This is a genomic window from Thauera sp. GDN1, assembly GCF_029223545.1.
Taxonomy (GTDB): Bacteria; Pseudomonadota; Gammaproteobacteria; order Burkholderiales; family Rhodocyclaceae; genus Thauera.
In genome coordinates, this window is record NZ_CP097870.1 from 3,723,358 (window position 1) to 3,745,525 (window position 22,168).

Annotated in this window: 23 protein-coding genes and 1 tRNA gene; 12 read left to right on the forward strand and 12 right to left on the reverse strand. The window is 69.7% G+C overall.

What is annotated here, in order from left to right; all coding sequences use genetic code 11:
* Positions 1-141 precede the first annotated feature (141 nt).
* The 5 genes from CKCBHOJB_RS17185 to CKCBHOJB_RS17205 are packed head-to-tail and all read right to left on the reverse strand — an operon-like array spanning position 142 to position 4,686.
* Entirely contained in the window at positions 142-858 is a 717-nt protein-coding gene (locus tag CKCBHOJB_RS17185; protein ID WP_281049885.1) for an ABC transporter ATP-binding protein, read from the reverse strand.
* The gene (locus CKCBHOJB_RS17190) at positions 855-1,604 is read right to left on the reverse strand and encodes an ABC transporter ATP-binding protein (RefSeq protein ID WP_281049886.1); all 750 of its coding nucleotides are present in this window, start codon (positions 1,602-1,604) and stop codon (positions 855-857) included. The genes CKCBHOJB_RS17185 and CKCBHOJB_RS17190 overlap by 4 nt, the downstream gene beginning before the upstream one ends.
* Entirely contained in the window at positions 1,601-2,563 is a 963-nt protein-coding gene (locus CKCBHOJB_RS17195) for a branched-chain amino acid ABC transporter permease (RefSeq protein ID WP_281049887.1), read from the reverse strand. Before CKCBHOJB_RS17195 ends, CKCBHOJB_RS17190 begins: the two co-directional genes overlap by 4 nt.
* Positions 2,564-2,571: 8 nt before the next feature.
* Positions 2,572-3,492 (reverse strand): branched-chain amino acid ABC transporter permease, encoded by a 921-nt coding sequence (locus CKCBHOJB_RS17200; RefSeq protein WP_281049888.1) that lies wholly within the window; start codon positions 3,490-3,492, stop codon positions 2,572-2,574.
* Between the two features lie 21 nt (positions 3,493-3,513).
* Positions 3,514-4,686, reverse strand: a complete 1,173-nt coding sequence (locus CKCBHOJB_RS17205) for an ABC transporter substrate-binding protein (protein WP_281049889.1) — start codon at positions 4,684-4,686, stop codon at positions 3,514-3,516.
* Positions 4,687-4,975: 289 nt separating this feature from the next.
* On the opposite strand from CKCBHOJB_RS17205, the gene ruvA reads away from it, so the two are divergent.
* Together ruvA and ruvB are read left to right on the forward strand one after the other, a co-directional pair.
* Positions 4,976-5,575, forward strand: coding sequence for a Holliday junction branch migration protein RuvA (gene ruvA / locus CKCBHOJB_RS17210; protein WP_281049890.1), 600 nt, complete (start codon positions 4,976-4,978; stop codon positions 5,573-5,575).
* A 20-nt stretch (positions 5,576-5,595) separates the two neighbouring features.
* Positions 5,596-6,651, forward strand: coding sequence for a Holliday junction branch migration DNA helicase RuvB (gene ruvB / locus CKCBHOJB_RS17215; RefSeq protein WP_281049891.1), 1,056 nt, complete (start codon positions 5,596-5,598; stop codon positions 6,649-6,651).
* Between the two features lie 83 nt (positions 6,652-6,734).
* Here the strand turns inward: ruvB and CKCBHOJB_RS17220 are convergent, their stop codons facing one another.
* The 6 genes from CKCBHOJB_RS17220 to CKCBHOJB_RS17245 all read right to left on the reverse strand — a co-directional run bounded on the left by CKCBHOJB_RS17220 (position 6,735) and on the right by CKCBHOJB_RS17245 (position 11,665).
* Positions 6,735-7,274: a hypothetical protein gene (locus tag CKCBHOJB_RS17220; RefSeq protein WP_281049892.1), complete on the reverse strand. Its 540-nt coding sequence runs from the start codon at positions 7,272-7,274 to the stop codon at positions 6,735-6,737.
* A gap of 157 nt (positions 7,275-7,431) precedes the next feature.
* On the reverse strand, positions 7,432-8,340 hold the full coding sequence (locus CKCBHOJB_RS17225) for a tyrosine-type recombinase/integrase (RefSeq protein ID WP_281049893.1): 909 nt from the start codon (positions 8,338-8,340) through the stop codon (positions 7,432-7,434).
* 37 nt (positions 8,341-8,377) lie between these two features.
* Positions 8,378-9,046, reverse strand: a complete 669-nt coding sequence (locus tag CKCBHOJB_RS17230; protein ID WP_281049894.1) for a DUF484 family protein — start codon at positions 9,044-9,046, stop codon at positions 8,378-8,380.
* A gap of 5 nt (positions 9,047-9,051) precedes the next feature.
* Positions 9,052-9,885, reverse strand: coding sequence for a diaminopimelate epimerase (gene dapF, locus CKCBHOJB_RS17235; protein WP_281049895.1), 834 nt, complete (start codon positions 9,883-9,885; stop codon positions 9,052-9,054).
* 17 nt (positions 9,886-9,902) lie between these two features.
* On the reverse strand, positions 9,903-10,775 hold the full coding sequence (locus tag CKCBHOJB_RS17240; RefSeq protein WP_281049896.1) for a lipid A biosynthesis acyltransferase: 873 nt from the start codon (positions 10,773-10,775) through the stop codon (positions 9,903-9,905).
* Entirely contained in the window at positions 10,772-11,665 is an 894-nt protein-coding gene (locus CKCBHOJB_RS17245; protein ID WP_281051718.1) for a lysophospholipid acyltransferase family protein, read from the reverse strand. Before CKCBHOJB_RS17245 ends, CKCBHOJB_RS17240 begins: the two co-directional genes overlap by 4 nt.
* Before the next feature lie 279 nt (positions 11,666-11,944).
* Here CKCBHOJB_RS17245 and metK point away from each other — a divergent pair, with 279 nt between their 5' ends.
* The 5 genes from metK to metF all read left to right on the forward strand — a co-directional run bounded on the left by metK (position 11,945) and on the right by metF (position 17,687).
* Positions 11,945-13,108, forward strand: coding sequence for a methionine adenosyltransferase (metK, locus tag CKCBHOJB_RS17250; RefSeq protein ID WP_281049897.1), 1,164 nt, complete (start codon positions 11,945-11,947; stop codon positions 13,106-13,108).
* A gap of 54 nt (positions 13,109-13,162) precedes the next feature.
* Positions 13,163-14,236, forward strand: a complete 1,074-nt coding sequence (locus CKCBHOJB_RS17255; protein WP_281049898.1) for a calcium/sodium antiporter — start codon at positions 13,163-13,165, stop codon at positions 14,234-14,236.
* Positions 14,237-14,483: 247 nt separating this feature from the next.
* Positions 14,484-15,899 carry an adenosylhomocysteinase gene (ahcY, locus tag CKCBHOJB_RS17260; protein ID WP_281049899.1) on the forward strand — a complete coding sequence of 472 codons (1,416 nt, stop codon included), beginning with the start codon at positions 14,484-14,486 and terminating at the stop codon, positions 15,897-15,899.
* A gap of 97 nt (positions 15,900-15,996) precedes the next feature.
* A complete protein-coding gene (locus CKCBHOJB_RS17265; protein WP_281049900.1) occupies positions 15,997-16,854 on the forward strand; it encodes a TlyA family RNA methyltransferase in 858 nt (285 codons plus the stop codon).
* The gene (gene metF / locus CKCBHOJB_RS17270; RefSeq protein ID WP_281049902.1) at positions 16,851-17,687 is read left to right on the forward strand and encodes a methylenetetrahydrofolate reductase [NAD(P)H]; all 837 of its coding nucleotides are present in this window, start codon (positions 16,851-16,853) and stop codon (positions 17,685-17,687) included. The genes CKCBHOJB_RS17265 and metF overlap by 4 nt, the downstream gene beginning before the upstream one ends.
* Positions 17,688-17,700: 13 nt before the next feature.
* On the opposite strand, the gene CKCBHOJB_RS17275 is transcribed toward metF, so the two are convergent.
* A complete protein-coding gene (locus CKCBHOJB_RS17275; protein ID WP_281049903.1) occupies positions 17,701-19,218 on the reverse strand; it encodes a helicase HerA-like C-terminal domain-containing protein in 1,518 nt (505 codons plus the stop codon).
* 147 nt (positions 19,219-19,365) lie between these two features.
* On the opposite strand from CKCBHOJB_RS17275, the gene CKCBHOJB_RS17280 reads away from it, so the two are divergent.
* The 5 genes from CKCBHOJB_RS17280 (at position 19,366) to CKCBHOJB_RS17300 (ending at position 22,136) form a co-directional block, all read left to right on the forward strand.
* Positions 19,366-20,091: a YebC/PmpR family DNA-binding transcriptional regulator gene (locus tag CKCBHOJB_RS17280; protein WP_281049904.1), complete on the forward strand. Its 726-nt coding sequence runs from the start codon at positions 19,366-19,368 to the stop codon at positions 20,089-20,091.
* Between the two features lie 64 nt (positions 20,092-20,155).
* Positions 20,156-21,037, forward strand: coding sequence for a DMT family transporter (locus tag CKCBHOJB_RS17285; protein ID WP_281049905.1), 882 nt, complete (start codon positions 20,156-20,158; stop codon positions 21,035-21,037).
* A gap of 35 nt (positions 21,038-21,072) precedes the next feature.
* Positions 21,073-21,390 carry a heavy metal-binding domain-containing protein gene (locus tag CKCBHOJB_RS17290; protein ID WP_281049906.1) on the forward strand — a complete coding sequence of 106 codons (318 nt, stop codon included), beginning with the start codon at positions 21,073-21,075 and terminating at the stop codon, positions 21,388-21,390.
* Positions 21,387-21,938: a crossover junction endodeoxyribonuclease RuvC gene (gene ruvC / locus CKCBHOJB_RS17295; protein ID WP_281049907.1), complete on the forward strand. Its 552-nt coding sequence runs from the start codon at positions 21,387-21,389 to the stop codon at positions 21,936-21,938. Before CKCBHOJB_RS17290 ends, ruvC begins: the two co-directional genes overlap by 4 nt.
* A 122-nt stretch (positions 21,939-22,060) precedes the next feature.
* Positions 22,061-22,136 (forward strand) — tRNA-Lys (locus CKCBHOJB_RS17300).
* The last annotated feature ends 32 nt before the right edge of the window (positions 22,137-22,168 follow it).

The window sequence follows — 22,168 nt, forward strand, 5'->3', positions numbered from 1 at the left end:
GCGCGCCTCTGCCCCGCATTCGCGGCTGCCGCCGCTCCCACAGAAAACAGCTCAGCCACCCCGCGCAGGCGGCAAAAGCCGCGACCGGTCTCACGTGGGAGCGGCGGCAGCCGCGATCGGGCGCTCCGGCTCGGCGCCCGCTCAGACGCCGAGATAGCGCTGCCAGAGCTCGCGGCGGGCGTCGAGCTCGGCCGAGCTGCCCTGCCAGGCGATGCGCCCGCGCTCCAGGATCAGGTTGCGGTCGGCGAGCGGCAGCAGCTTTTCCACGTACTTGTCGACCACCAGCGTGGTCTGGCCCTGCGCCTTGAGCAGCGCCAGGCAGCGCCAGATCTCGTCGCGGATCACCGGCGCCAGGCCCTCGGTGGCTTCGTCCAGGATCAGCAGGCGCGGGTTGGTCGACAGCGCGCGCGCGATCGCCAGCATCTGCTGCTCGCCGCCCGAGAGCTGGTTGCCCATGTGGCCGGCGCGCTCGGCCAGGCGCGGGAACAGCGCGTACAGGCGCGCCAGCGTCCACGGCTGGGCGACACCGTTGCGGAGGGCGGCGAAGGCGACGAGGTGCTCGCGCACGGTGAGATTGGGAAAGCACTGCCGGCCTTCGGGGACGATCGCCACCCCGAGGCGGGCGATGGCGTCGGCGCGCGCGCCGTGGATGGGCGTGCCCTCGAAGTGGATCTCGCCGCGCTGCGGACTCAGGCCGCCGACGAGGGTCTTGATCGTGGTGCTCTTGCCCATGCCGTTGCGCCCGAGCAGCGCGACCACCTCGCCGGCGCGGATGTCGAAGTCCAGGCCGAACAGCACCTGGCTGAGACCGTAGCCCGCCTCCAGGCCGCGGCAAGTCAGCAGCGGCGCGGCGCTCATGCCGCCGCCTCCGTGCCCAGATAGACCGACTGCACCTCGGGATGCCCCTTCACGTGGGCGGCGTCGCCCGAGGTCAGCACCTTGCCGTACACCAGCACCGAGATGCGGTCGGCGAGCTGGAACACCGCGTCCATGTCGTGCTCGATGAGCAGGATCGCCATCTCGCCGGACAGGCTGCGGATCAGCGCCACCATCTGCTGCGAGTCCTCCGGCCCCATGCCCGCCATCGGTTCGTCGAGCAGCAGCAGCTTCGGCCGCGAGGCCAGCGCGAGCGCCACGTCCAGCCGCTTCTGCACGCCGTGCGGCAGGGTGCCGGCGTTGCGCTCGAGGACCTCGGCCAGACCCACGCGCTGCGCCAGCGCCTCGGCGCGCTGCTGCAGCGCGTGCTCGGCATCGCGCCGCGCCAGGCAACGAAAGCTGGAGCCGGCGTGCGCCTGCACCGCCAGCAGCAGGTTGTCGCGCACCGAGTCGTTGCGGAACACGCTGGTGATCTGGAAGCAGCGCGCCAGGCCGTGGCGGCTGCGCTGGTGCGGTGCGAGCGCGCCGAGCTCGGTGCCGTCGAGCACGATGCGCCCAGCGTCGGCCGGCAGCAGGCCGGAGATCAGGTTGACCAGGGTGGATTTGCCCGCGCCGTTCGGCCCGATCAGCGCATGGATCTCGCCCGCCTCGACGGCGAGGTCGACGTGGTCGGTGGCGAGCAGGCCGCCGAAGCGCTTGACCAGGCCCTCCGCCCTGAACAGGCTCATCGCGCCGCCTCCTTGCCGGCGCGCCGCTCGAACAGCGCGGCGACGCCCTGCGGCGCATGGAACACCACCAGCAGCAGCAACACGCCGAGCGGCCAGTGCCAGTAGTCGGTATGCATCTTCAGCGCTTCCTCCAGCGTCAGCCACAGCGCCACACCCAGCGGCGCGCCCCAGCGCCGGCCGAGCCCGCCGAGCATCACCATCACCAGCAGCAGCGCGGACTGCGTCCAGTGCATCATCCCCGGGCTGACGAAGGCGTTGTGGCTGGCGAGCAGGCCCCCGGCCAGCCCCGCGACCGCGCCGGCGGCGACGAAGCCGGCGAGCTTGAGGCGATACACCGGATAGCCGAGCGCGACCATGCGCGTCTCGTTGTCGCGGATGCCGCGCAAGGCATGGCCGTAGCGCGAATGCGCGACCCGGCTGAAGAGCGCGAAGACCAGCGCCGCGATCGCCAGCACCACCCAGTAGAACACCTGCGGATGCGCGCCATCGAGCCAGGCGCCCATCTCCAGCGGCGTGTAGATGCCGTAGCCGTCGTCGCCGCCCCAGGTGCGCAGCGACACCGCCAGGTAGTACAGCATCTGCGCGAAGGCGAGCGTGATCATGATGAAATACACCCCGCGCGTGCGCAGCGACACCGCGCCGATCGCCGCCGCGGCCAGGCCGGCCACCACCGCCGCGCCGCCCCAGGCCAGCCAGGCCGAGGAAAAGCCCGCCTCGACCAGCGCCACCACGGTGTAGGCGCCGACGCCGATGAAGCCCGCATGGCCGAGCGCCGCCATGCCGCCGTAGCCGAGGATGAAGTTGAGGCTGGTCGCGGCGATGGCGACGATCAGCACCCGGCGCACGAAGCCGACGTAGTACTCCAGCCCGAAGGCCGGCGCGAGCAGCGGGAAGGCGGCGAGCAAGGCAAGCACCAGCCAGGGCAGGCGGCGCGCGAGGCCGGGGAAGCGTTCGTGCATCGCGTCCCTCATCCGCGCGCCGGAAACAGCCCCGCGGGCTTGAGCGTCAGCACCGCAGCCATCAGCAGGTACATCGCGATGCCGGCCAGCGCCGGACCGAGGTCGGCCGCCACCGAGGGCGGCAGCACCGCGCGCAGCGCCGGCGGCAGGAAGGCGCGCCCGGCGGTGTCCACCAGGCCGACCAGCAGCGCCGCGACGAAGGCACCGCGCACCGAGCCGATGCCGCCGATCACGATCACCACCAGCGCCGGAATCAGGATCGCCTCGCCCATGCCGATCTGCACCGCGCTGATCGGCGCCATCAGCGCGCCCGCCAGCGCGGCGAGCCCGGCGCCGAGCGCGAACACGAAGGCGAACACCGCGCCCACGCGCACGCCCATGAACTCCGCCATCTGCCGGTTCGAGGCGCCGGCGCGCACCAGCATGCCGATGCGGGTGTTGTTGACCAGCAGGTAGAGCCCGAGCGCCACCGCCAGCCCGGCGCCGATCAACAGCAGGCGGTAGGACGGGTACGGCAGGCCCGCGAAGAGCTGCACCGGCCCGGCCAGCGCCGCCGGCGTCGAGGCCAGCAGCGGCGCCACGCCCCAGATCGCCTTCACCGCGTCGTCGGCGATCAGGATGATGCCGAAGGTGGCGAGCACCTGGACCAGGTGGTCGCGCCGGTAGAGGCGGCGGACGACGAGGACTTCGAGCACCGCCGCCACCGCCACCGTCACCGCGACCGCCACGGCCACCGCGAGCGCGAACGAGGCGCTGGCCTCATGCACGCGCGCGGCGACATAGGCGCCGGCCATGTACAGCGAGCCATGGGCGAGGTTCATCGTGTCCATGATGCCGAACACCAGCGTGAGCCCGGCGGCGATCAGGAACAGCATCAGGCCGTAGCCGAGGCCGTTGAGCAGCTGCTCGAAGACGAAGATGGCATCCATCGGGGCGACGGCCAGGCGCCCTTACATCTTGCACGCGCCGACGTAGGCGTCCTGGTGCCGCTCGAGCGTGGTGCCGACCAGCTTGTTGGTGATGCGGCCCTCGGCGTCCTTGCCGACCTCGCGCAGGTAGTAGTTCTGCACCGGGAAGTTGTTGGCGCCGTACTTGAACTCGCCGCGCAGCGACTGGAAGCTGGGGTTCTTCAGCGCCTTCAGCAGGGCGTCGCGGTCCTCGATCCTGCCGCCGACGTCGCGCACCGCGGCATCCATCGCCATCAGGGTGTCGTAGGCCATCGCCGCATACACGGACGGGTAGCGGCCGTCGTACTTCTTGCGGAAGGCGGAGACGAACTCGGCGTTGGCCGGGTTCTGCAGGTCGTGCGTCCAGTGCGCGGTGTTGAGCACGCCCAGCATCGGCTCGCCCACGGCCTGGATCACGTCCTCGTCGGCCGAGAAGCCGGGGGCGATCAGCGGGATGTCCTTGAGGCCGCCGCCGACGAACTGCTTGACGAAGTTGATGCCCATCGCGCCGGGCAGGAAGAAGAACACCGCATCCGGCTTGGCGGCGCGGATCTGTGCGATCTCGGCGGCGTAGTCGATCTGGCCGAGCTTGGTGTAGATCTCGTCCTTGACCGCGCCCTTGTACAGGCGCTTGAAGCCGGCGAGGTGGTCCTTGCCCGCCGGGTAGTTGGGGGCGATCAGCACCACGTTCTGGTAACCCTTCTCGTTGGCGACCTTGCCGGCGGCCTCGTCGTAGGTGTCGTTCTGGTACTGGGCGAAGAAGTAGGGATTGCACTTCTCGCCGGCGTAGGCGCTCGGGCCGGGGTTGGCCGACAGGTAGGGCACCTTGGCGGCGAACAGCGCCGGGCCGACCGCGAGCGCGGCGTTGGAGCCGATCGGGCCGGTGAAGAAGTCGATCTTGTCGCGCTGCAGGTAGCGCGCCACGAGCTGGTTGGCCTGCTCGGGGTTGCCGCCGAAGTCGGTGCGGATGAATTCGGCCGGCTGCCCGCCGAGCTTGCCGCCCAGCTTCTCGATCGCCAGCTCGAAACCGTCGCGCGCCTCGGCGCCGAGCGCCGAGAACGGGCCGGAAATGTCGAGCGCGATGCCGACCTTGATGTCGGCGGCGTGGGCGCTCGCGCCGAGGGCAGCAGCGCTGCACAGCGCCAGGGCGACGGACAGCTTCTTCATCTGCAGCATTGGGGGGTCTCCTCCGTTGGATTGTGGCGCGCGGCAACCGCCGTGCCGGGCGCGAAAGCCTGCGATTCTAAACAAAAGGGCCGGCGAATACCGCCCGCAACGTCCTCCGTGGGAGCGGCGGCAGCCGCGACGGTGGCAGGGTCGGGCGCGCAGCACCGCCTCGCGGCTGCAGCCGCTCCCACCGGGAGGCGATGCTGTATGAAATTTCACCGATCTGCCGGCCGCGGGCGCCAAGGCTGGTAGACTCCGGCATCGACATCCCCAACCAAACCACGCTGCTCCTTCCGCCATGATCGGACGCATCACCGGCACCCTGCTGGAAAAGAACCCGCCGCAGATCCTCGTCGACGTGCACGGCGTCGGCTACGAGATCGACGTGCCGATGAGCACCTTCTACAACCTGCCCGCCACCGGCGGCGCGGTGAGCCTGCACACCCACCACGTGGTGCGCGAGGACGGCCACTTCCTGTTCGGCTTCGCCACCGACGAGGAGCGCGCGACCTTCCGCCAGCTGCTGAAGGTGTCGGGCATCGGTGCACGCATGGCGCTGGCGGTGCTGTCCGGGCTGTCGGTCAATGACCTCGCGCAGGCGGTGGCGCTGCAGGAGGCCGGGCGCCTGGTGAAGATCCCCGGCATCGGCAAGAAGACCGCCGAGCGCCTGCTGCTCGAGCTGCGCGACAAGCTCGGCAAGGCCCTGCCCAGCATGGCCGGCGTGCGCCTTGCCGCGGCGCCGGGCGCGGCACCCGACGCGAAGAGCGACATCCTCAACGCCCTGCTGGCGCTGGGCTACAACGAGCGCGAGGCGCTGTCCGCGATGAAGGGTCTGGCCGAGGACGTCGGCGTGTCCGACGGCATCCGCCAGGCGCTGAAGGCACTGTCGAAAGGCTGAACGGAGGCCAGGCTCAAGCCATGATCGAAACCGACAAGCTGCGCGCCGCCCCCGCCGAGCGCCTGATCTCCGCCGCACCGGCCGATCGCCAGGAAGACGCGATCGAGCGCGCGCTGCGCCCCAAGCGCCTGGCCGAATACGTGGGCCAGGCCAAGATCCGCGAGCAGCTGGAGATCTTCATCCAGGCCGCGCGCCGGCGCAGCGAGGCGCTGGACCACGTGCTGCTGTTCGGCCCGCCGGGGCTGGGCAAGACCACGCTCGCCCACATCGTCGCCGCCGAGATGGGGGTGAACCTGCGCCAGACCTCGGGCCCGGTGCTCGAGCGCGCCGGCGACCTCGCCGCGCTGCTGACCAACCTCGAACCGCACGACGTGCTGTTCATCGACGAGATCCACCGCCTGTCGCCGGTGGTCGAGGAAATCCTCTACCCGGCGCTGGAGGACTACCAGATCGACATCATGATCGGCGAAGGCCCGGCAGCGCGCTCGGTCAAGCTCGACCTGCCGCCGTTCACGCTGGTCGGCGCCACCACCCGCGCCGGCATGCTGACCAACCCGCTGCGCGACCGCTTCGGCATCGTGTCGCGGCTGGAGTTCTACACCCCGGAAGAGCTCGGCTTCATCGTCGGGCGCTCGGCGCGCCTGCTCAACGTCGAGATCGACGACAACGGCGCGCTCGAGATCGCCCGCCGCGCACGCGGCACGCCGCGCATCGCCAACCGCCTGCTGCGCCGGGTGCGCGACTATGCCGAGGTCAGGGCCGGCGGCCACATCACCGCGGCGGTGGCGGATGCAGCACTGAAGATGCTCGATGTCGACACGCTCGGGCTCGACCTGATGGACCGCAAGCTGCTGTCGGCGATGCTGGAGAAGTTCGGCGGCGGCCCGGTCGGGCTGGACAACATCGCCGCGGCGATCGGCGAATCCACCGACACCATCGAGGACGTCATCGAGCCCTACCTGATCCAGCAGGGCTACCTGCAGCGCACGCCGCGCGGGCGCATGGCCACGCACTCGATCTGGCAGCACTTCGGACTGGCGCCACCGCGCAGCGGCGGCGATCTGTTCGAGGCCTGAGGGTCGCGTCGGCGCGGCTTGCTTCCCCGGGGCCGCGGCCACCACCACGACCGGCGGGCGCTCAATCGCTTCCCGGTCGCTCCTCAGTCCGTCTTCTGGCCAAGCAGGCGGCGGGCGTGGTCGGCGGTTTCCAGCAGTTCGGTCAGCGCACGCGAGCTCAGCACCGCGCCGAACTGCTCCAGCGCAATGTCGGTGATGAACAGATGGCCGTTGCCGCGGCGATGGATCCAGCCGAGCTCGACCAGGCGCACGATCTTGCGGCGGACGGTCTCGCGCGGCAGACCGGTGGCCGCGGCGATCGAGTAGGCATTGCAGGGCTTGAGGTCGCGGAGCGCGGCTTCGCTCGGCTCGTTCCCGCCGGCGAGCGCACGCGTGCTGCGGGTGGCGGAACGCCGCGCAACGCCGTTCTGCAACGCCCCGATGTTGTGCAGCGCGATCTCGCCGAGCAGGATGGGCAGCAGGATGTCGCGATCGAAGTCCTCGAACCAGCGCCGCAGGCTGCGGATTTCGTGACGAGCGAGGAGCAGCGCCACCGACTTGAGGACGCGGTGCGGGGAGGGTTGCTCGTGATGCGCTGCCGCCGGCGCACCGGACGTTGGGGGTGTTTGAACTGTTGGGGACATGCGATTCCGGTCGCGCCTCACCCGACTTGGGCAGTTCTGCGAGTTGGCGGCGCTATTGAGCGAGCTTCTGTTCACGGACAGGCCAAAAGCATAGCCGAGAGCGCGCAGCACGGTGGGCGGGAATCCCCAAGATGGGGAAATCCATGCACAACGTGAGCTATTTCCGCGCCCGCGGATGGGCCGCGTCGTAGACCTTGGCCAAATGCTGGAAGTCGAGGTGGGTGTAGACCTGGGTGCTGCGGATGCTGGCATGGCCGAGCAGCTCCTGCACCGCGCGCAGGTCGCCGCTGGACTGCAGCAGATGGCTGGCGAAGCTGTGGCGCAGCATGTGCGGATGAACGTGAACCCCCAGCCCGAGCAGGCGCGCGCGATGCCCGAGGCGGCTGGCGATGCCGCCCGTGCTCAGGCGTCCGCCACTGCGGGTGACGAACAGCGCGCGCTCGCCTTCGCGCGCGAGCCGGCCGCGCACCGCGAGCCAGGCGGCGAGCGCCGCCACCGCCTTGCTGCCCACCGGCACGCTGCGCTGGCGCTGGCGCTTGCCGGCGACGATGACCATGCCCGCGGCGAGGTCGAGCCCGCCATCGACATCGAGACCGGCCAGCTCCGCCACGCGCAGGCCGGACGAATAGCAGAGCTCGAAGATCGCGACGTCCCGGACCTCGAGCAGGCTCTCCGCCTGCGGATCGAGCAGGGCGTTGGCCTGCTCCGGCGACAGGACCCGCGGCAGGGTGGACGGCGACTTGGGCGGGCGCACGCCGAGCACCGGATTGGCACGCGCGCCGTGATGGCGGATGAGCCAGCGGTAAAGCCCGCGCCAGGACGACAGGTGGCGGGCTATCGAGCGCCCCTGCTGGCCCTCGCCGTGCAGGCGGGCGACGAAGCGGCGGATGTCCTGCACCTCCAGTTCGACCACCGGACGACCGTCGGCCAGGCGCAGCAGCGCATGCAGCCCGGCGCGGTAAGCCTTGAGCGTCAGCGGCGAGGCGCGGCGCTGGGTGGCGAGCCAGTCCAGCCAGGCCTCGAACTCGGCCGGCAGCGGCGAGGAGGGGTCGAGCGGTGGGGACATCGGCGCTTCGTCCGTGCGACGCTGTCGACGGGCGGGCTCAGCGCCCACGCGCGGCCAGCGCCGCGGCGGCGAGTTCGGCGATGCGGCCGAGGTAGAGCGTGCCCATCTCGGGATAGAAGCGCTCGCTCTCCGCGCTGCCCAGCGCGAGCAGGCCGAAGCAGACGCCCTGGTCGCGCAGCGGCATCAGCGCCAGCGAGCGGATGTGCGACGCCGCCTCGCCGAACCAGCTCGCCACCTCGATGCTTTCCGGCGCGCCGCAGTAGGGATGGCGCAGGCCCTCGACATGGCGGCGCGCCGCCTCGCTGACCCCGAAGGCGTCCGGACGGGCCACGCCGTCGGCATCGTCGGTGGCCGCCACGCCCCACAGCTTGAGGCCGAGATAGGGCACGGAGAAGTCGTCGCGCAGGCCGTCGATCAGGGCCTGGCGCACCGAATCGACGCTGGCGGCCTGCAGCAGCGCGACCGAGAGCCGATGCACCTTGGTGCTGATGTCGTCGTTTTCCTCGCCGAAGCGGATCAGTTCGGCGAGCTTGAGCTCCAGCTGGCGGATCTTGTCGCGCAGCGCATGGAGCTGGCGTTCGGCGAGCGAGATCGCCTGGCCGCCGTGCTGCGGATGCGGCACGGTGAGCTCGGTGAACAGCTCGTGGTGCTCGCTGAGGAACTCGGGATGCTCGCGCAGGTAGCGCGCGATGTCTTGGGCATTCATGCTCGTCACTCCAGTTCCATCTCGCCTTCGAAAACGGTGACCGCCGGGCCGGTCATCAGCACCGGCGTGCCCGGCCCCGCCCAGGCGATCTCCAGCTCGCCGCCGCGCGTGTGCACCCGCACCGGGGACTCCACCAGCCCGCGCAGGATGCCCGCGACCACCGCGGCGCAGGCGCCGGTGCCGCAGGCCAGGGTCTCGCCCGCACCGCGCTCGAACACGCGCAGGCGAACCTCGTGGGCATCGACGACCTGCAGGAAGCCGGCATTGACCCGCGCCGGGAAGCGTTCGTGGCGCTCGATCGCAGCGCCCTGCTCCGCGACCGGCGCCGAATCCACGTCGGCGACCACCTGCACCGCATGCGGGTTGCCCATCGACACCGCGGTGATCGCCACCATGCCGTCGCCCACCTGCAGCGGCTGGACCACCGCATCGGAGTCGGACACGAAGGGGATCTTCGCCGGCGTCAGCTCCGGCACGCCCATGTCCACCGTGACCAGGCCGTCGGCGCGCAGGCGCGGCGCGATCACGCCGGACTTGGTCTCGACCCTGATCTCGTCCTTGGCGGTGAGGCCCTTGTCATGCACGAAGCGCACGAAGCAGCGCGCGCCGTTGCCGCACTGCTCGACCTCGCCGCCGTCGGCGTTGAAGATGCGGTAGCGGAAATCGACGTCCGCGCGCGAGGCCGGCTCGACCACCAGCAGCTGGTCGCAGCCGACGCCGAAGTGGCGGTCGGCGATCGCCTTCACCCGCGCCGGGGTGAGCTCGGCCGGCGCGCGCGTGGCGTCGATGACGACGAAGTCGTTGCCCAGGCCGTGCATCTTGGTGAAGCGCAGTTTCATCTTGTCAGTCCAGTGTTTCAGTAGATCCGCGGCTCGCCCTCGGGGCGGGTCTTGAAGCGGCGGTGCACCCAGTAGTACTGCTCGGGCATGGTGCGGATCACGCCCTCGAGCCAGGCGTTCATGCGCCGGGTGTCGGCCTCGACGTCGTCCGAGGGGTAGTCCGTCCACGGCTCGCCGAGTTCGAGCACGTAGCCTTCGCCACCCGGGCCCATGCGCACCACGCAGGGCATCACCGCCGCGCCGGCCAGGCGCGCGAGGCGCGGCAGGCCGGTGATGGTGGCCGCCGGGACGCCGAAGAAGGGCACGAAGATCGACTCCTTGCGGCCGTAGTCGAGGTCGGGCAGGTAGTAGAAGGGGCGGCCGGACTTCATCGCCTTGACCGTGGCGCGCACGCCGTCGTGGCGCGACAGCAGCAGCTGGTCGTTGAAGCGGCTGCGGCCATGGTGCAGCCAGTGGTCGATCACCTTGTCCTTCTGCGGCGAATACACGCTGACGAAGTCGCCCTCCATCGACAGCCGGGTGCCCGCCATGTCGAGACCGACGAAGTGCGGCGCCAGCAGCAACACCGGCCGGCCCGCGGCGCGCAGCGCGTTCAGGCGCTCGAGGCCTTCGATACGCACGATGGCGCGCAGGCGCTCGGCGCTCGCCCACCACGCCAGGCCGCGCTCGAGCATGCTGCGCCCGGTCACCGCGAAGTGGTGCCTGGCCAGCGCGCGGCGCTCGCCTTCGGACAGCTCCGGGAAGCACAGGCGCAGGTTGATCAGCACCACCTTGCGCCGCGGCACGATCACCCAGTACAGCAGGCGGCCGAAACCGCTGCCGATCGGCGCCAGCAGCGACAGGGGCAGCCAGTGCAGCAGCCAGATCAGGGCGACGACGATGCGGCTCACGACGCGCGCTCCGCGCCGCGCTCGCCATCGCCCGCCGCCGCCTCGTCCTCGCGCTCGCGGCGCGGGCCCTTGTAGCGGTTGTAGCCCCACAGGTACTGCTGCGGACACTGCAGGATCATGCGCTCGACCTCGCGGTTGATGATGGCGACGTCGGTGTCGATGTCGCCGGTCAGCGCCTCGGTGGGCGCCTGCAGGCGGAAGACGTAGCCCTCGCCGCGCGGCAGGCGCTCGGCCCAGGTGTAGATCACGCGCACGCCCTTGACCGCGGCCAGGCGCGCGGCGAGGGTCATGGTCCATGCCGGCTTGCCGAAGAAGGGCGCCCACACGCCCTCGCCCGCGCCCGGCACCTGGTCGGGCAGCATGCCCACCGCCTCGTGGCTGCGCAGGGTCTTGACCAGCTTGCGCACCCCGGAGAGGTCGGCCGGCGCGGTGCGCATCTGCCCGCGCGCACGCCCCGCCTCCATCAGCGGCTGCAGCACCTCCTTGCGCGGCGGACGGTAGAGCACGGTGATCGGGATCTTCGCGGCGATGCACTGCGCGGTGATCTCGAAGCAGCCCAGGTGCGGGGTGATGAAGAGGATGCCGGCGCCCTCGGCGCGCGCCGCCTCGACCAGTTCCCAGCCCTCGGTGCGCACCGCGCTGGCGACCACCTCGGACGCCGGCCGGCCCCAGATGAAGGGCAGCTCGAGCGCCTGGCGGCCGGCCTCGACGACCGCCGCACGCAGCACCGCCTCGTCCTCGCGGCCGAGCGCGTTGAACAGGTTCGCGCGCAGGCGGCGGGCGTAGGACGGCGAGGCCTTGTAGGTCAGCCAGCCCGCCCAGCCACCGATGCGGTGCAGCCAGGACAGGGGCAGGCGGGACAGGAGGCGGAATAAGCTCTGAAACAGCACGAACAGGGTCCAGTAAGAGTGCCCGGTGTTCGCGGGCAAGCCCGCTCCCGCGGCGACACGGAAATCACGGTCCGGGCCGAATGCTTACACACCCGGCCGCTTCGGTCTATAATCCGCGACTTACCGCCGAGTTAACTCGACAACTTGCAGGGCGGAACGGCAGCCGGAAGTTGCCGACAAATACTGCTAAAGCGTCGGCTGCTCGACGAAATCCCCGGAGCTGGCCGCAGACGCAAGGCCACGGCTTACGGGGATTTTTGTCTTTCAAGGAGCAGCACCATGGCTGAATTTCTCTTCACCTCCGAATCGGTTTCCGAAGGCCATCCGGACAAGGTCGCCGACCAGGTCTCCGACGGCGTGCTCGACGCCGTCCTCGCCGAAGACCCCAAGGCTCGCGTCGCCTGCGAAACGCTGGTGTCGACCGGCCTGGTCGTGATCTCGGGCGAAATCACCACCACCGCCCATCCCAACTACCGCGAGATCGCGCAGGACGTCATCCGCCGCATCGGCTATGACAACTCCGACATCGGCTTCGACTACAAGAGCTGCGCGGTGCTGGCGGCGATCAACCGCCAGTCGCCGGACATCGCCCAGGGCGTCAATGCCGCCAACGACGATCCGCTCGACCAGGGCGCCGGCGACCAGGGCCTGATGTTCGGTTTCGCCACCAACGAGACGCCCAGCCTGATGCCGCTGCCGATCTACTACGCGCACCGCATCATGCAGCGCCAGGCCGAGGTGCGTAAGGACGGCCGCCTGAACTGGCTGCGCCCGGACGCCAAGAGCCAGCTCACGGTCAAGTACGTCGACGGCAAGCCGGTGGCGATCGACACCGTGGTGGTGTCCACCCAGCACGATCCGGACGTGACCCAGAAGCAGATCCGCGAGGCGGTCATCGAGCTGATCATCAAGCCGGTGCTGCCCAAGGAACTGATGCAGGGCGATGTGCGCTACCTGGTCAACCCCACCGGCCGCTTCGTGGTCGGCGGTCCGCACGGCGACTGCGGCCTGACCGGGCGCAAGATCATCGTCGACACCTACGGCGGCGCGGCCCACCACGGCGGCGGCGCGTTCTCGGGCAAGGATCCGTCCAAGGTCGACCGCTCGGCCGCCTACGCCGGGCGCTACGTGGCGAAGAACATCGTCGCCGCCGGACTGGCCGACAAGTGCGAGGTGCAGGTGGCCTACGCGATCGGCGTGGCGCGCCCGGTGTCGCTGATGGTCAACACCTTCGGCACCGGCAGGATCGCCGACGACAAGATCGTCGAGCTCATCGGCCGCCACTTCGACCTGCGCCCGAAGGCGATCATCCAGTCGCTCGACCTGCTGCGCCCGATCTACTCGAAGACCGCCGCCTACGGCCACTTCGGCCGCGACGAGCCGGAGTTCAGCTGGGAGCAGACCGACAAGGCGGCGGCGCTGCGCGCCGACGCCGGGCTGTAAGCCACCGGGCGGGCGGCCCCGCCCCCTTCCCCGCTCTCCCCACAGGGTTTCCCCATGCTGCAGCAAGTCCTGATGTTCGTCCTCGGTCTGGTCACCCTCGTCATCGGCGCCGACGTGCTGGTGCGCGGGGCCTCGCGGCTGGCCGTGTCCTTCGGCGTGTCGCCGCTGGTGGTGGGCCTCACGGTCGTGGCCTTCGGGACCAGTGCACCGGAGATGGCGGTTTCGGTCGGCTCCGCGCTGGCCGGCAGCCCGGACCTGGCGATCGGCAACGTGGTCGGCAGCAACATCGCCAACGTGCTGCTGATCCTCGGCATCTCGGCGCTGATCACGCCGCTGCTGGTGGACGAGCAGATCATCCGCCAGGAGATCCCGATCATGATCGGCGTCTCGGCCCTGCTGGTGGTGATGGCGCTCGACGGCCACCTCGGCCTGCTCGAGTCGATCGTGCTGTTCGCGCTGGTGATCGCCTACACCGTCTTCCTGGTCGTGCAGTCGCGCCGCGCCTCGAAGGCGGTGCAGGACGAGTTCGAGACCGGGATCCCGACCTCCGCCTGGGACCGCCACTGGGCGGTGCAGACCGGACTGATCGCCGTCGGCCTGGTGATGCTGGTGGTGGGCGCCGACTGGCTGGTGGACGCCGCGGTGGGCTTCGCGCGCACCTTCGGCGTCAGCGACCTGGTGATCGGCCTCACCGTGGTCGCGGTCGGCACCTCGATGCCCGAGATCGCCACCTCGATCGTCGCCGCGATCCGCGGCCAGCGCGAGATCGCGGTGGGCAACGTGGTGGGCAGCAACATCTTCAACATTCTGGCCGTGCTCGGCGCCGCCGGCATCGCCTCGGGCGCCGGCCTGCCGGTGTCGGAGGCGGCGCGCAACTTCGACCTGTGGGTGATGCTGGCGGTGGCCTTCGCCTGCCTGCCGATCATGATCACCGGACGCGAGATCGCGCGCTGGGAGGGGGGCGTGTTCCTCGCCTACTACGCCGCCTACACCGCCTGGCTGGTGCTGCAGGCGCAGCAGCACGCCGTCCTGCCGGCGTTCTCGGGGATCATGCTCGGCTACGTGATGCCGCTGACCGTGATCACCATCGTCGTCAGCATCGTGCGCGCCAACGGCAGCCGCGGCTGACGACCGCGCCCACAGGGCGCGGCTTTGCTATAATCGCGACTTCTTCCGAGGAGCGCTGCGAGGCGCCCGCCGGCATCGCCGGCCGTGGCCCCCAGGCTCGGACCCCGCCGCCCGGCGGGTTGCAGTACAACGGCGCTCACCCTGCTAATCGTCTTCAACCCTGCCGGGTTCGGGATGTCGGGTGAGCTCCCTGCGGCGATACGCCGCCCTCCCCCATGTCCCGCCCGGCCATAGCATGGAGCTTCACATGAACGCTGTGGCTGACAAGAACTTCACCGATTTCGTCGTTGCCGACCTCTCGCTCGCCGACTGGGGCCGCAAGGAAATCCGCATCGCCGAGACCGAGATGCCCGGCCTGATGGCGATCCGCGAGGAATACGCCGCCAGCCAGCCTTTGCGTGGCGCGCGCATCACCGGCTCGCTGCACATGACGATCCAGACCGCGGTGCTGATCGAGACGCTGACCGCGCTCGGCGCCGAGGTGCGCTGGGCCTCGTGCAACATCTTCTCGACCCAGGACCACGCCGCCGCCGCCATTGCCGCCGACGGCATCCCGGTGTTCGCGGTCAAGGGCGAGTCGCTGAAGGACTACTGGGACTACACCCACCGCATCTTCGAGTGGTCGGACGGGGCTTACTCCAACATGATCCTCGACGACGGCGGCGACGCCACGCTGCTGCTGCACCTGGGCGCGCGCGCCGAGCAGGACCTCTCGGTGCTGGCCAAGCCGGGCTCGGAAGAGGAGACCATCCTCTTCGCGGCGATCAAGGCCAAGCTCGCGCAGGACCCGACCTGGTACTCGACCCGCCTCGCGCAGATCAAGGGCGTGACCGAGGAGACCACCACCGGCGTGCACCGCCTGTACCAGATGCACGCGCGCGGCGAGCTCGAGTTCCCGGCGATCAACGTCAACGATTCGGTGACCAAGTCGAAGTTCGACAACCTGTACGGCTGCCGCGAATCGCTGGTCGACGGCATCAAGCGCGCCACCGACGTGATGATCGCCGGCAAGGTCGCGGTGGTGGCCGGCTACGGCGACGTGGGCAAGGGCTCGGCCCAGGCCCTGCGCGCGCTGTCGGCCCAGGTGTGGGTGACCGAGGTCGACCCGATCTGCGCGCTGCAGGCGGCGATGGAAGGCTACCGCGTGGTGACCATGGACTACGCGGCCGACAAGGCCGACATCTTCGTCACCGCCACCGGCAACTACCATGTGATCACCCACGATCACATGGCGAAGATGAAGGACCAGGCCATCGTCTGCAATATCGGCCACTTCGACAACGAGATCGACGTCGCCAGCATCGAGGGCTACCAGTGGGAGGAGATCAAGCCGCAGGTCGATCACGTGATCTTCCCGGACGGCAAGAGGATCATCCTGCTCGCCAAGGGCCGCCTGGTGAACCTCGGCTGCGCCACCGGCCACCCGAGCTACGTGATGTCGAGCTCCTTCGCCAACCAGACCATCGCGCAGATCGAGCTGTTCACCCGCACGGCCGACTACCCGGTGGGCGTGTACACCCTGCCCAAGCACCTCGACGAGAAGGTCGCCCGCCTGCAGCTGAAGAAGCTCAACGTGCAGCTCACCGAGCTGACCGACGCGCAGGCCGCCTACATCGGCGTGCCCAAGCAAGGTCCGTACAAGACCGACTCGTACCGCTACTGAGCGCCGGACCGCACGTCCCACCGTGGGAGCGGCGGCAGCCGCGAAACGCACCACGATCGCGGCTGCCGCCGCTCCTGCAAGGACGCGCCTCTCGCCGATGAGCATGAACTCCTTCCACGCCCGCCAGGGCAAGCCCCGGCCGGCGGCGCACGCCAAGGGCCCGGCGGACCGCCACGGCCTGCTGCGCGTCGACCAGCTGCTGGTGGCGCAGGGGCTGGCGCCCTCGCGCACCGCGGCGCGGGCGCTGATCGAGGCCGGACGCGTCAGCCACGACGGCCAGCCGGTCACCAAGCCGGCACTCGAACTGCCGCCCGACGCCAGGCTGACGGTGACGCCCGACGACAGCGACCGCTTCGTGTCGCGCGGCGCCTTCAAGCTCGAGGGCGCGCTCGCGCGCAGCGGGCTGGACGTGCGCGGCGCCACCTGCCTCGACATCGGCCAGTCCACCGGCGGCTTCACCGACTGCCTGCTGCAGGCGGGTGCGACGAAGGTGGTCGGGGTCGAGGTCGGCCACGACCAGCTGCATCCGCGCCTGTGCAAGGAGCCGCGCTGCGTCACCTTCGAGGGCCTGAACGCCCGCCAGCTCACCGCGTCGGACCTCGGCCAGCACTGTCCGGCACAGGGTTTCGACCTGCTGGTGTGCGACGCCAGCTTCATCTCGCTGGCCCTGCTGCTGCCGCAGTGGGCGGCGCTGCTGTCGCCCGCCGGCCACGTGTTGGCGCTGGTCAAGCCGCAGTTCGAGGTCGGCCCGCAAGGCCTGGGCAAGGGCGGCATCGTGCGCGACGCCTCGCTCTACGGCGAGGTCGAAACGCGTCTGCGCGCCGCCGCCCACGACGCCGGGCTGATCATCCTCGACTGGTTCGACTCGCCGATCACCGGCGGCGACGGCAACCGCGAATTCTTCTTCCACGCCATCCGCGCGCCGGGTGGCGACACCGATCCGGACACCCCATGAGCACCGAAATCTCGATCGAGTTCTTCCCGCCCACCACCACCGAAGGCGCGGAGAAGCTGCGCGCCACGCGCGACAAGCTGGCGGCGCTGAAGCCGTCCTTCTTCTCCGTGACCTACGGCGCCGGCGGCTCGACCCGCGAGCGCACCTTCACCACCGTGAAGGAAATCGCCGCCGCCGGCTTCGACGCCGCGCCGCACCTGTCCTGCGTCGGCTCCACCCGCGCCAGCATCCGCGAGATCCTGCAGGAGTACCGCGACGCCGGCATCCGCCGCATCGTCGCCCTGCGCGGCGACCTGCCCTCGGGCGTGGTCGACCCGGGCGAATTCCGCTACGCCAACGAGCTGGTGGCGTTCATTCGCGCCGAAACCGGCGAGCACTTCCACATCGAGGTCGCCGCCTACCCCGAATGGCACCCGCAGGCGAGGAGCCCGCGGGACGACCTGCTCGCCTTCAAGCGCAAGGCCGAGGCCGGCGCAGACTCGGCGATCACCCAGTATTTCTACAACCCCGACGCCTACCTGTACTTCGTGGACGCGGTGCGCAAGCTCGGCGTGGACATCCCGATCGTGCCCGGCATCATGCCGATCGGCAGCTTCAGCAAGCTGGCGCGCTTCTCGGATGCCTGCGGCGCCGAGATCCCGCGCTGGATGCGCAAGACCTTCGAGAGCTACGGCGACGACGCGGACGCGATCCGCGCCTTCGGCCTCGACGTGGTCACCCGCCTGTGCGAGCGCCTGCTCGCCGAAGGCGCGCCCGGCCTGCACTTCTACAGCATGAACATGGCCGGCCCGACCACCGAGATCTGCAGCCGGCTCGGGCTCGCGGGCCGCTGAGCGCCGACGAAGCTCAGCGCCTGCCGCCGAGCAGGGAACCGAGGATCCCGCGCACGATCTGGCGGCCGATGGAGCTGCCGATGGTGCGCGTGACCGTCTTCGCCGCGATCTGCACCAGGCCGTCGCGCTTGCCGCCGCGCGGGCCGGTGGCGCCGAACAGGATGTCGCTGACCATGCTGCCGGTGTCCTCGCCGCCGACCTGCTTCGCCGCCTCGCGCCCGGCCTCGACCGCGGCCTTGGTGGCCGCGCTCGCCTTGAGCATCTCGTAGGCGGATTCACGGTCGACCGCCTTCTCGTAGTGCCCGTAGATCACCGAACCGGTGATCGCCGCCTGGCGCTCGGCGGGCTGCAGCGGGCCGAGGCGGGAATCGGGCGCGATGACGTTGCAGCGCTCGGTGACCTGCGGCCGACCCTTTTCGTCGAGGAAGGAGATCAGCGCCTCGCCCACGCCCAGCTCGGTGATCGCCGCCACCGCATCGAAGGCCGGGTTCGGACGCATGGTGTCGGCGGCGGTCTTCACCGCCTTCTGGTCGCGCGGCGTGAACGCGCGCAACGCATGCTGCACGCGGTTGCCGAGCTGGCCGAGCACGGTCTCGGGCACGTCGAGCGGGTTCTGGGTGACGAAGTAGACGCCCACGCCCTTGGAGCGGATCAGGCGTACCACCTGCTCGATCTTCTCGATCAGCGCCTTGGGGGCGTCGTTGAACAGCAGGTGGGCCTCGTCGAAGAAGAACACCAGCTTGGGCTTGTCCGGGTCGCCGACCTCGGGGAGCTGCTCGAACAGCTCGGACAGCATCCACAGCAGGAAGGTGGAGTAGAGCTTGGGCGAGTGGTAGAGCTTGTCGGCGGCGAGCACGTTGATCACGCCGCGGCCGTCGGCATCGGTCTGCATCAGGTCGTTGATGTCGAGCATCGGCTCGCCGAAGAACACGTCGCCGCCCTGCTCCTCGAGCGCCAGCAGGTTGCGCTGGATGGCGCCGATGGACGCGGTGGAGATGTTGCCGTACTCGGTGGTGAAGCTCTTCGCGTTCTCGCCCGCGTACTGGACCATCGCGCGCAGGTCCTTGAGGTCGAGCAGCAGCATGCCGTTGTCGTCGGCGATCTTGAACACCAGGGTCAGCACGCCGGTCTGGGTGTCGTTGAGGTTGAGCAGGCGCGCGATCAGCAGCGGCCCCATGTCGGAGATGGTGGCGCGCACCGGGTGGCCCTGCTCGCCGAACACGTCCCAGAACACCGCGGTGTTGGCGCGCGGGGTGTACTCCGTGATGCCGATCGCCTCCAGGCGCTGCAGCAGCTTGGGCGAGGCGGTGCCCGCGGCGCCGATGCCGGAGAGGTCGCCCTTGATGTCGGCGACGAACACCGGCACGCCGATGTTGGCGAAGGACTCGGCGAGCTTCTGCAGGGTCACCGTCTTGCCGGTACCGGTGGCGCCGGTGATGAGACCATGGCGGTTGGCCAGGCGCGGCAGCAGGCAGATGTCCTTGAGTGCGTCCTTGTCGTGTGCACGCGCGATCAGCATCGGTTCGGCCATTTAAAGCTCCTTGCAGGCGGGGAAATGATGTCCGCGAGTTTAACAGCGCGGGCGCCGATACCGTGGCAGCCCGCTCCCACAGTACCAAGCCACCCGGCGCTATAATGCGCGCCTCTTCAATCGCTCGGGCAGCACAGAGGTTTCAATATGGCGGGTCACTCGAAATGGGCCAACATCCAGCACCGCAAGGGTCGTCAGGACGAAAAGCGCGGTGCGGCGTTCTCCAAGCTGGCGAAGGAGATCACCGTCGCCGCCAAGATGGGCGGAGGTGACCCCGGCTTCAACCCGCGCCTGCGCCTGGCGGTGGACAAGGCCAAGGGCGTCAACATGCCCAAGGACAAGATCGACAACGCGATCAAGAAGGGCACCGGCGAACTCGAGGGCGTGAGCTACGAGGAAGTGCGCTACGAGGGCTACGGCATCGGCGGCTCGGCGATCATGGTCGACTGCCTCACCGACAATCGCACCCGCACCGTCGCCGACGTGCGCCACGCCTTCTCCAAGTACGGCGGCAACATGGGCACCGACGGCTGCGTTGCGTTCCAGTTCAAGCACTGCGGCCAGCTCCTGTTCGCCCCCGGCACCAGCGAGGACGCGCTGATGGAAGCCGCACTCGAGGCCGGCGCCGAGGACGTGGTGACCAACGATGACGGCTCGATCGAGGTGATCACCGGGCCGTGGGAATTCACCGCGGTGAAGGAAGCGCTGGAGAAGGCCGGCTTCACCGCCGAGTTCGGCGAAGTGACGATGAAGCCCGAGAACGTCATCGAGCTCGCCGGCGACGAGGCGGTGCGCATGCAGAAGCTGCTCGACGCGCTGGAGAGCCTGGACGACGTGCAGGAGGTGTATACCTCGGCGGAGATGGACGAGTAAGCCCCCCGATCTGCCCCAGGGAAGCGGCGCCCGCGCCGCTTTTTTGTTTGATGGGCCCGACACGATGCCGACACCGTCCCTCCTCACCCGCCTGACCCCGCTGCTGTTCGTGCTGCTGTGGAGCACCGGCTTCATCGGCGCCAAGTACGGCCTGCCCTACGCCGAACCGCTGACCTTCCTGGTCGCGCGCTACGTGCTGGTGATCGGCGTGATGGGGCTGCTCGCGCTGGCCATGCGCGCGCCGTGGCCGGCCAGCCCGCGCGAGGCGGTGCACATCGGCGTCACCGGCCTGCTGGTGCAGGCGCTGTATCTGGGCGGGGTGTTCATGTCGATCCACCGCGGCCTGCCGGCGGGGGTTTCGGCGCTGGTGGTCGGCATGCAGCCGCTGCTCACCGCGGCACTGGCCGGCGTGCTGCTTGGCGAGCGCGTATCGGCGCGGCAGTGGACCGGGCTCGCGCTCGGCTTCGGGGGCGTGGCGCTGGTGGTCGGCAGCAAGGCGAGCGTGGACGGGGTCGATGGCGATGCGCTGATCCACATGCTCATCCCCGCACTTGCGGCGCTGCTCGGCATCACCGCCGGCACGCTGTACCAGAAGCGCTACTGCCCGCGCTTCGACCTGCGCACCGGCTCGGTGCTGCAGTTCCTGCCCAGCCTGATGATCACCGCGCTCATCGCCAGCCAGACCGAGACCATGGTCATTGCGTGGAGTGGCGACTTCGTCTTTGCGCTGGGCTGGCTGGTGCTGGTGCTGTCGGTGGGCGCGATCAGCCTGCTCAACCTGCTGATCCGCAGCGGCAGCGCGGTCAACGTGGCGAGCCTGTTCTACCTCACCCCGCCGACCACCGCGCTGATCGCGTGGGCGATGTTCGGCGAGACCCTGTCCACGCTCGCCATCGCCGGCATGGCGCTGGCCGTGTCGGGTGTGTGGCTGGCGCGCAAGGGCTAGAATCGGGCTCCCAGCCAACCCTGCAGGAGCATGCCATGCTGATGACCACCACCTCGAACCTCGACGGCCAGCCGATTCGCCAGTACCTCGGCGTGGTCAATGGCGAAGCCATCATCGGCGCCAACCTGTTCAAGGACATGTTCGCCTCGATCCGCAACGTGGTCGGCGGCCGCGCCGGCAGCTACGAGCGCACGCTGGCCGACGCACGCCGCATTGCCATGGAAGAAATGGAGGAGGACGCGAAGAAGCTCGGCGCCAATGCGGTGATCGGCATCGACGTCGATTACGAAGTTCTCGGCGCCGACAACGGCATGCTGATGGTGTGCGTCAGCGGTACCGCGGTGAAGATTTGACCGCTGCCGCCAGCCGCACGGTCGCCACCCGCATCCTCGGCCTCGACCCCGGGCTGCGCATCACCGGCTTCGGCCTGGTGGACCAGCTCGGCACCCAGCTGCGCTACGTCGCCAGCGGCTGCATCAAGACCAAGGACGGCGAACTCCCCGGCCGCCTGAAGACCCTGCTCGACGGCGTACGCGAGATCGTCGACACCTACCGGCCCGACGTGGTCGCGGTCGAGAAGGTCTTCGTCAACGTCAATCCCCAATCCACCCTGCTCCTCGGCCAGGCCCGCGGTGCGGTGATCTGCGGCGCGGTGTCCTGCGACCTGCCGGTAGCCGAATACACCGCGCTGCAGGTCAAGCAGTCGGTGGTCGGCTACGGCAAGGCGCACAAGGAACAGGTGCAGCACATGGTCCAGCGCCTGCTCGCCCTCGACGCCAGCCCCGGCCCCGACGCCGCCGACGCGCTGGCGTGCGCGATCTGCCACGCCCACGGCAGCCAGGGCCTGGGCGGGCGGGCCGGCGTGGGCACCCGGCGACGCGCGGGACGCATCCTCGGCTGAACCCCAGCCCCGCACCACGAACCTACACCACGAAGCACCACGAACCTATTGCGCTGCAGCGCGGACGCGCGTATCATTCGCGCTCTTCGATCGGGCGCCAATCCGATCCGCCGCAAGGCACCGGGGGTATAGCTCAGTTGGTAGAGCAGTTGACTCTTAATCAATTGGTCCTAGGTTCGAGTCCTAGTGCCCCCACCAACGAATTCAAGCACTTAGGCCAGTTCTCACGG